The organism is Chamaesiphon sp. VAR_48_metabat_135_sub (assembly GCF_031418915.1).
Taxonomy (GTDB): Bacteria; Cyanobacteriota; Cyanobacteriia; order Cyanobacteriales; family Chamaesiphonaceae; genus Chamaesiphon.
Window position 1 is genome coordinate 1 of sequence record NZ_JANOJV010000016.1, and the last position, 7,799, is coordinate 7,799.

General features: G+C 45.8%; 7 protein-coding genes and 1 pseudogene. 4 read left to right on the plus strand and 4 right to left on the minus strand.

Features of this window, described 5'->3' with window-relative positions; genetic code table 11:
* A pseudogene (locus RMO55_RS00665) lies at window positions 1–170 on the plus strand (formyltetrahydrofolate deformylase); the annotation flags it as partial.
* 182 nt (window positions 171–352) lie between these two features.
* Here RMO55_RS00665 and RMO55_RS00670 read toward each other — a convergent pair.
* Window positions 353–1,105 (minus strand): YebC/PmpR family DNA-binding transcriptional regulator, encoded by a 753-nt coding sequence (locus RMO55_RS00670; protein ID WP_310421952.1) that lies wholly within the window; start codon window positions 1,103–1,105, stop codon window positions 353–355.
* Between the two features lie 221 nt (window positions 1,106–1,326).
* Window positions 1,327–1,740 carry a hypothetical protein gene (locus tag RMO55_RS00675; RefSeq protein WP_310421956.1) on the minus strand — a complete coding sequence of 138 codons (414 nt, stop codon included), beginning with the start codon at window positions 1,738–1,740 and terminating at the stop codon, window positions 1,327–1,329.
* Window positions 1,741–2,016: 276 nt separating this feature from the next.
* Here RMO55_RS00675 and RMO55_RS00680 point away from each other — a divergent pair, with 276 nt between their 5' ends.
* Window positions 2,017–2,886 (plus strand): hypothetical protein, encoded by an 870-nt coding sequence (locus RMO55_RS00680; protein WP_310421960.1) that lies wholly within the window; start codon window positions 2,017–2,019, stop codon window positions 2,884–2,886.
* A gap of 48 nt (window positions 2,887–2,934) precedes the next feature.
* Here RMO55_RS00680 and RMO55_RS00685 read toward each other — a convergent pair whose 3' ends face one another.
* Window positions 2,935–5,199, minus strand: coding sequence for a tetratricopeptide repeat protein (locus RMO55_RS00685; protein ID WP_310421962.1), 2,265 nt, complete (start codon window positions 5,197–5,199; stop codon window positions 2,935–2,937).
* 221 nt (window positions 5,200–5,420) lie between these two features.
* On the opposite strand from RMO55_RS00685, the gene RMO55_RS00690 reads away from it, so the two are divergent.
* Together RMO55_RS00690 and RMO55_RS00695 are read left to right on the plus strand one after the other, a co-directional pair.
* Window positions 5,421–5,945 carry a DUF2996 domain-containing protein gene (locus tag RMO55_RS00690; RefSeq protein WP_310421965.1) on the plus strand — a complete coding sequence of 175 codons (525 nt, stop codon included), beginning with the start codon at window positions 5,421–5,423 and terminating at the stop codon, window positions 5,943–5,945.
* Window positions 5,946–6,113: 168 nt separating this feature from the next.
* Complete coding sequence (locus RMO55_RS00695; protein WP_310421968.1) at window positions 6,114–6,845, plus strand: phycocyanobilin:ferredoxin oxidoreductase; 732 nt, start codon at window positions 6,114–6,116, stop codon at window positions 6,843–6,845.
* Window positions 6,846–6,956: 111 nt separating this feature from the next.
* On the opposite strand, the gene RMO55_RS00700 is transcribed toward RMO55_RS00695, so the two are convergent.
* The coding region (locus tag RMO55_RS00700) for a response regulator (RefSeq protein ID WP_310421971.1) at window positions 6,957–7,799 on the minus strand (843 nt) is incomplete at its 5' end.

Sequence of the window (7,799 nt, forward strand, 5' to 3'; positions counted from 1 at the left end):
CTGGGCCAATTATCGAGCAGGATGTCGTCCGCGTCACCCACCGCGATGATGTGGAGGATTTGATTCGCAAAGGGAAGGATCTCGAACGGATCGTGCTAGCAAGATCGGTACGCCACCACCTCCAAAATCGGGTGCTGGTATATAGCAATAAAACTGTGGTATTCGACTAGTACTTGGCGGAGAGTCGGGATTCTTTGTCAAACAGATTTGCTGTAGCTGTAGGGTATGTTAGCGGCAGCGTAACGCACCGTTGGCGGTGGTGCGGTGCGTTTTGTGATAACACACGCTACGAAAGCGAAATCTAGGGTAGGGGCAATTGATGAATTGCCCCTACCCTAGATTTCGAGATGATTTAATTCAAAAGTTCTTCCGCCAAATCAAAATTAGCCGTGACAGCTTGAACATCATCCAATCCTTCCAGAACTTCAATTAATTTGAGCAACTGCTTACTTTGTTCGGGATCTTCCACTAGTACCGTGTTCTGTGGTATCCATCGCAACTCAGTGTCACTGACAGTAAAACCCTCAGCACGAAGTGTTGCATTAAGTTGTTCGAGATTCGCCACCGTGGTAAATACTTCCGCACCAGGATGCTCTTCATCGTCGAGTAACTCATATACATCCGCACCACCCGCTAGAGCCGCCTCTAACAAAGTATCCTCGTCCACACTACCAGAGATCGAACAGACACCTTTGAGGTCGAACATCCAGCCCACACAGCCCATTTCGCCCAGATTTCCACCCCGCTTGGTGAATGCAAATCGTAAATCTGCCGCAGTCCGGTTACGATTGTCTGTGAGAGCTTCGACAATAATTGCGACTCCCCCTGCACCATAGCCCTCATAGCGAATTTCTTCGAGTTGGTTGCTACTATCCAAGGTCCCCGAACCCTTGGCGATCGCTCGATCGATGTTATCGTTGGGAATACCTGCTGCTTTGGCTTTTTCGATCGCCGTCCGTAGTTGGAAGTTACCATTAGGATCGGGAATCCCATTGCGCGTAGCAACAATAATTGCTCGCGATAACTGGGTAAATGTTTTCCCCCGCACCGCATCAACCCGCGCCTTTTGTCGCTTAATAGTTGCCCATTTACTATGACCTGACATATAAATTGATTAGCTGCTAGAATTTCAATCTCGATCGTTTTAATTTTACTTGTAATTATTGTAAGGATTCGGAATTGGGGGTTCGGGATTCGGGATTCGGGATTCGGGAATAGTCTAGTACTAGACGGCGGAAATTACGTTACCATTTCTTGCCCCTAGTCTCCCCGTCTCCTCATCTCCCAGTCTCCTTAAAATAGTAACTAGATTTACACCGCCCATTACTAGTCACCAATTGGAGTCCACATCAAGTTATTAAATATTTCGCTACCGCGCGGATTGAACACCTGAATGCGGGCATAAAGTGGATCTTGTGGTTGCCAGGTGACTTGATAGACAGTACCAGCATTATTCCATTTATAGAAATGCTTACCTCCAGATTTTGTGAGTCTACCACCAGTTAACCTAATACCCCTTGAGCCAACCTGTCCGCCTGCATAAATGTATCTATTACCATCTTTGAATATTTTGATTTCCCAGCGATCTTTGACAAACAAGGCTTCTCCCGATTGACTGGTAATATCGACAGCTTGAGCATAGAGTTCGGTATGGACAGGCTGGGCGATAGATGCTACATTCGCTAATGGCACTGAGATCGCCAAGATCGACAAGACAGATAAAAAGATCTCTGGTTTCACTAGTCTAATTCGGATTGCGAGGTTGTTATAAGATTTCTACAGTAACAGCTTCAGCTATTTCGGAAAGTGGGGGCGATCGATCTCTATGGGGTGAATTTAGAACGAGATCGAGCCATGTGGCTGGAACATCGATTGAGTGAATGGTATTACAATAAATTAGTGAATAAATTATGCAGATGGCGATCTAGATCGAGGTAGATCGGCGATCGAAGTGTCACAATTGTTCTGGGTGCATCGGCTACAACAATTATAGACTTTCTGAATTTGAGGATAGTGATGCACTTATTCAACGATATATTTCAATCTTTTTGTGACGATCTCACCAAGATTTGCTACGAAATCGAAGATTTTCTGTTTGCCGATTGGTGTCCGACCGATCGATCGACACAAGCTTCTCGCGATCTGCCACGCATGTTAGCAGATTACAACCGCGCTATTCAATCCACCCCAACAGACGCAAATCTGTTCTACGGTCGCGGCACGATCCGTCACTATAGCCACGACAATATTGGGGCGATCGCCGATTACGATCTGGCGATCTCGATCGACCCCCAATTAGCCCAAGCCTATGCAGCTAGATCGGTGAGCTATCGCCAGCTCGATCGCTTGACTGACGCGCTCTCGGATAGCAATCGAGCGATCGAACTCAATCCCCAGCTTGCATTTGCGTTCCATGCCAGAGCGAATCATCGCTCCTTTACTGGCGAGCATGATGGCGCGATCGCTGACTTTAGCCGTTATACTCAGCTCGATCCTGGTGCCACAAGTTACTATAACCTCGGTGTCAGCCAAGCGACGATCGCCTGCTATAATTCAGCACTGGTGAGTCTATCCAAATCCATCAATCTCCGCCCAAAAATCGCGACCTACTACGCTCGGAGTGTCACCCTAGCTAACTTGGGAGATGAATTCGGTGCAGATAGAGATTATAGCAAAGCTCTATCCCTCGAGACCCCAGGCTCTGGAAGTCTATCCGCTAGCGACGAACATGCCTATTATTTCCGCGCGTTGGCTCGGTTGGCAAGAGCGAAACGAACAGAGGCAATAGCCGATCTCCAAAGGACACTCGATATCTGCGATCTCAAAAATAATTCTTATTTGCAACAAATAGCCAGAGATAAAATTGCCGAGATCGAGCGTACTTAAATGAATTGCGACAAATAATAGCCCAAATTGTCAGGTGTGTTAACCGATCTAAAATAGTGTTTTTGGTCTGACACGATTTGCTTCATCTACTAGCAAGACCTTCTCCGCCCCAGTACTCAAATATGCGATCGATCGCAAGACTTTTTCTAACCCTTGACGGAGTTTAATTTCCTCAAGTGGCTGTCCTAAAATCATCAGATTATTCTGAGCGGTAATTGCTTTTGATGTGAGTAAAGTTAGGGCGGTTTCTAGTACTTGTCGATCGAGTCGATATTTTTCGATCCCTTCTAAAGTTAGAGCTTCTACTGTTTGAGTTGCCGATTCAAGTTCCTTGAGCGTAGGTTGGGGATGTTTGGGAATATTAATCGCGACAGGTAACTGTCGATCGACCAAAATTCGGGCGATCTCCACTTTTGCTCTAGTATAGAGAGTAGACGTGGGCGGCACTTGTTGTAAGGCAGTAACAGCAGCAGTTCGATCGCCTTGCATCAGCCGACAACGGGCTAGACCAAACGCTGCGGTAGGATAATTGAGATCGGTGCGTTCGACTAATTCGTACATCTGAGCGGCGAGAAGATAGTTACTGCTCTGCTCTGCTGCGATGGCAAAAGCCAGTTTTGGGGCGAGTTCTCCAGGTAAATCGAAATATACTCGATCGAATGCTGCTTGCGCTGCTTGGGGATGATTTTGAGCGAGGAGCGATTTACCACGATACCAGTCTACTCGCCAATCCCAAGCATCTTGGATGGCTAATTTTTCTAGGAGCATTTCGGCTTCGGTATAGTCACCCGCTGCGATGTGACCGCGATCGATTAGACTATTTGCTAATCTGAGTTTAGCTTCGATCGATGTAGGTAATTGTTTGACGACCTGCTTTAATTGTTCGATCCGCCGCTCTAAATTTGTCGTCATACTGGCATTGAGGACGACGTTGAAGCCTAGATCTTTGGCATCGATGAGTAAATAGGGTAAATGTAAGTAACTAGGCTGAATCGGGCTGAAATCGCTACCAGCGGTGACTGATAATCGATCGCCATCGAATAAACTACTGTTAGCAGGGCGGGGGGTACTGGTTTCGATGGCGACAACTTCTCTTAATACGCCCAAAAGTTGTTCCGCCATGTCTTCGGCTGTCTGAAATCGATCGTCTGCGGCTGGTGCGGTAGCTTTGAGGAGGAAGCGATAAAGCGATTCTTGCTGAGAAAAAACCGTGTCTGACTGGGCACTAGGTAGGGTATATTGATGCTCGGTACTGAAGCCTGAAATATTCGTGACTAATACGGCGAGAGTTCGCCCAATCGTGAATAGATCCGATACAATTGTCGGGCCTTCACCAGCTTCTGGCGCAGCATACCCGACGGTACCATAAATATCGCCATCGGGATCGTCAATTTTTCTCGCACCACCTAAATCGATTAATTTAATATCATCCCCTTCGAGCATGACATTATCTGGTTTGAAGTCGCAGTAGACTAAACCCTGCTGATGGAGATATCCAAAAGCCCCCAGCACTCGATGAATATAGGCGATGGCTTCAGCTACAGGTAGCGTTCCCCGCTCCTTCCGCAGCTCCTTAAGCGTTTTACCACCCACATATTCCATCACGATATACCCTTCAGCATCATGGGTGACAAAGTTATAGATCCCCACGATATTCGGGTGTTTGACTGCTGCCAAAAATTGCCGCTCCGCTAATGCTACCGCCGCACTCGCCGCATCTTCACTATTTAATAACCCTTTAAGTACGACATACCGCGATAATAATTTGTCGAAGCCTAAATAAATCCAACCTAACCCACCATACGCGATCGCACCCTTCACTTCATACTGCGCGCCGACAACATCTCCAGGTACCAGACTCGGTACAAAATTATATTTTTGCCCACACTTAGTACAAAAACCTTTATCTCTCTTGACAGCCTGATTACAACCCGCACAGAATCGTTTATTTTCAGGTACCTTCGCCTCAGCTAAAATCGCCAATTCAGGCACGGTAGAAGGCAATTCGGGAATCGAAACCAACCCCGCCCCCAGTTGACGGCGACTAGTTTTACCTATTGTCGGGGCACTGCGACGGCTACCACGGGACGATCGATTACTAGTTGGACTCGAACCTGTTCCAGTAACAGAAGCACTATTAGGCGCGGTTTTGAGGCTCTGGGAACTAGGTTGAACTGGTTTATTACTTGCCGTTGCAGCGAGAGCCAGATCGAGTTCGGATTGAGATTTTAACGCCGCCATTCCACAGGTATCACAGTAACCATCATCGATCGTGCCACTACAGTTGTTACGAGTGCAATTTAGTTTTGACATGCGACATACTCGATATACAGGGTGATGAAAAGAGCTATGCTGAAGCTATTTAGAGACTGTTGGAAAAGTTACCTTTGAAATAGTAACAAATATGCATTAACGATCGGCTGGTATGGCCAACCTATAAAAAAGCATACTCTACTAACGATCGATAATCGATCGACCTCGCAGTGCTTGGGGTAAAATTGGATTGAAGGTTCCAAAACAGTGTAAGCATCGATATGGTAGAAGAATCCCCAGATAGTGTAGTTCCCGCAGCCAAAGCCACGGAGAAAGAAGCTAAACCAGCCGCTCCCAATGCGACTGCACCTGCAACCGATACCGCTGCACCTGTAGAAAAAACGGTTCCACCCAAAAAGGAAAAACCCCCTGCAGTGGAGGCAAAACCCTTTACGGAATTTATCCAACAAGACTATCTCCCCGCCCTCACCCAAGCTTTAGTCGATAAAGGTGTCACCGATCTCCAGGTTGCGCTGGAGCAGTCTAAAATCGCCGTCAAGGGCTTTGAAACTTCACCCGCTTGCAGCCAAGTGATCGGTCGTTGGAATGATGGTAAACGTCAATTTAACATCTATTTCTTCGAGGATAATATTCAGGGCAAACGAGCGATTTCTTGTGTCGATCGAGGTAGTAAATCTAGTACGATCGAATCATTCCTGATCGACGAACGTAAAATTACGCTAGATCTCCTGGTTTCAGGATTAGTACTCCGACTCAATAGTCAAAAGTGGTTGATGCGAAATTAGTCGTTCTAAATAAAGATGAAGTTTTACTCAGCTAAATAGCCGATCCTGTTAATATTTGGTGGATATGTGGTGTTTTGCAAATAGGTCAACTGCACTCATCGTGCTGCTCCGTGTCAGCGTCATCGCTGCAAATCGAAATATATCGCAATTTTGGATCGGCTATTTATTATGATGGAAACTAGTACCCAGTCACTGAGATCGCGCCAGCACACTTTAATTCAGCAGCTCGCTAATGCGATCGAATCTGTCTGGGCAAAACACCTCGATCTCTCACCCTATCATCTGCCCTCCGAATTGGGATATGTCGAAGGGCGATTGGAAGGAGAAAAACTGATCATCGAAAATAAGTGCTACCAAACCCCCCAATTTCGGAAACTGCATCTCGAACTCGCTCAAGTTGGCAAGAATTTGGACATCCTTCATTGCGTAATGTTTCCCCATCCTGAATACGCGCTGCCGATGTTTGGGACAGATATTGTCGCAGGGCGCGGACAAATCAGTGCGGCAATTGCCGATTTATCCCCACTCAATGCCCAGCGAGTATTACCCGAAAATTATCAAATTCCGCTCCATCAATTACCCGCTCATACATTCAGCCAACCCCGCGAATTACCCGCCTGGGCAGATATTTTTTCAAATTTTTGCTTCTTCGTGCGCCCTTCAAATCCTGAAGAAGAGCAATGGTTTCTCGATCGAGTCACCGCCATGCTAACAATCCACTGTCAACAAGCAGCAATAGCTATCCCTGTCAGCACTACCGAACGCGCCGAAATTGTCACCGCGCAAAATTACTATTCCACCAAGCAACAGCAAAATGATAAAACCCGTCGGGTATTAGAAAAAGCTTTTGGTACGGAGTGGGCGGATAATTATATGACTACGGTGTTGTTTGATAGTTAAATTAATTGATAATCGATCGCTAAATTCAAATGCTAAAGCTTTATGAATATGCTTCTTCGGGGAATTGCTATAAGATCATGCAGTTCCCTGCTATCCACTATTGACTACTCTCTACCCTCTAATCAACGCTCGATCGATATACTGCACTAAATTGTAGGGGAGAAATGGTTTAGACACGATCTCCACCACACCTAGTTCGGTCAAAAAATCTTTATCAGGTAAATAGCGGTTTGCGGTCAATAGCACGACTGGAGTGAATTTATTCACAGGATTAGCACGGAGTTGGCGCAAGAAAGCCAGTCCATCCATTTCCGGCATCATCACATCTAAGACAATAACATCGGGACTCTTGGTCAGGATGATATTTAGCCCTTCTTTTGCCGATGCTGCTGTCACCACTTCCCAACCTTTGAGTTTTCTCAGACACATGGACACAACTTCGCGGATATTGGGATCGTCATCGACGACTAAAATTTGTTTGCCAATATTATTAGACACAGTTAGCTGTCGATCGCGTTCGAGTTTCTCGGCATTGTCAGATATTACTTTATGATTTGATTGTTTGCGATCGAGATATTTATCAATCATCTTGACGATCGATTCAGCTTGGATCGGCTTACCCAAAAATCCATTGGCACCAACAAATTTAGTTCTGACTCGATCGATCAAACCATCACTCCCACTTAAAATTATAACTGGCACATTTGTTAAACTGGGCGTTTTCCGAATCTGCTCGCAAACTTCATAACCATTGGTAATCGGCATCACCAAATCTAGGAAAATCAGATCGGGTTTATTTCTAATTAAACTAGAAATAATTTTGAGTGGATCTTGAACTCCAAAGCATTGATAGCCATGTTCTGTGATAATTGTCTCTAGAGTTTTATAGACGGCAATACTATCATCTACACAAGCAATCAGTGGAATCGATCTAGCGTTCTTTCGCTGCTCTGG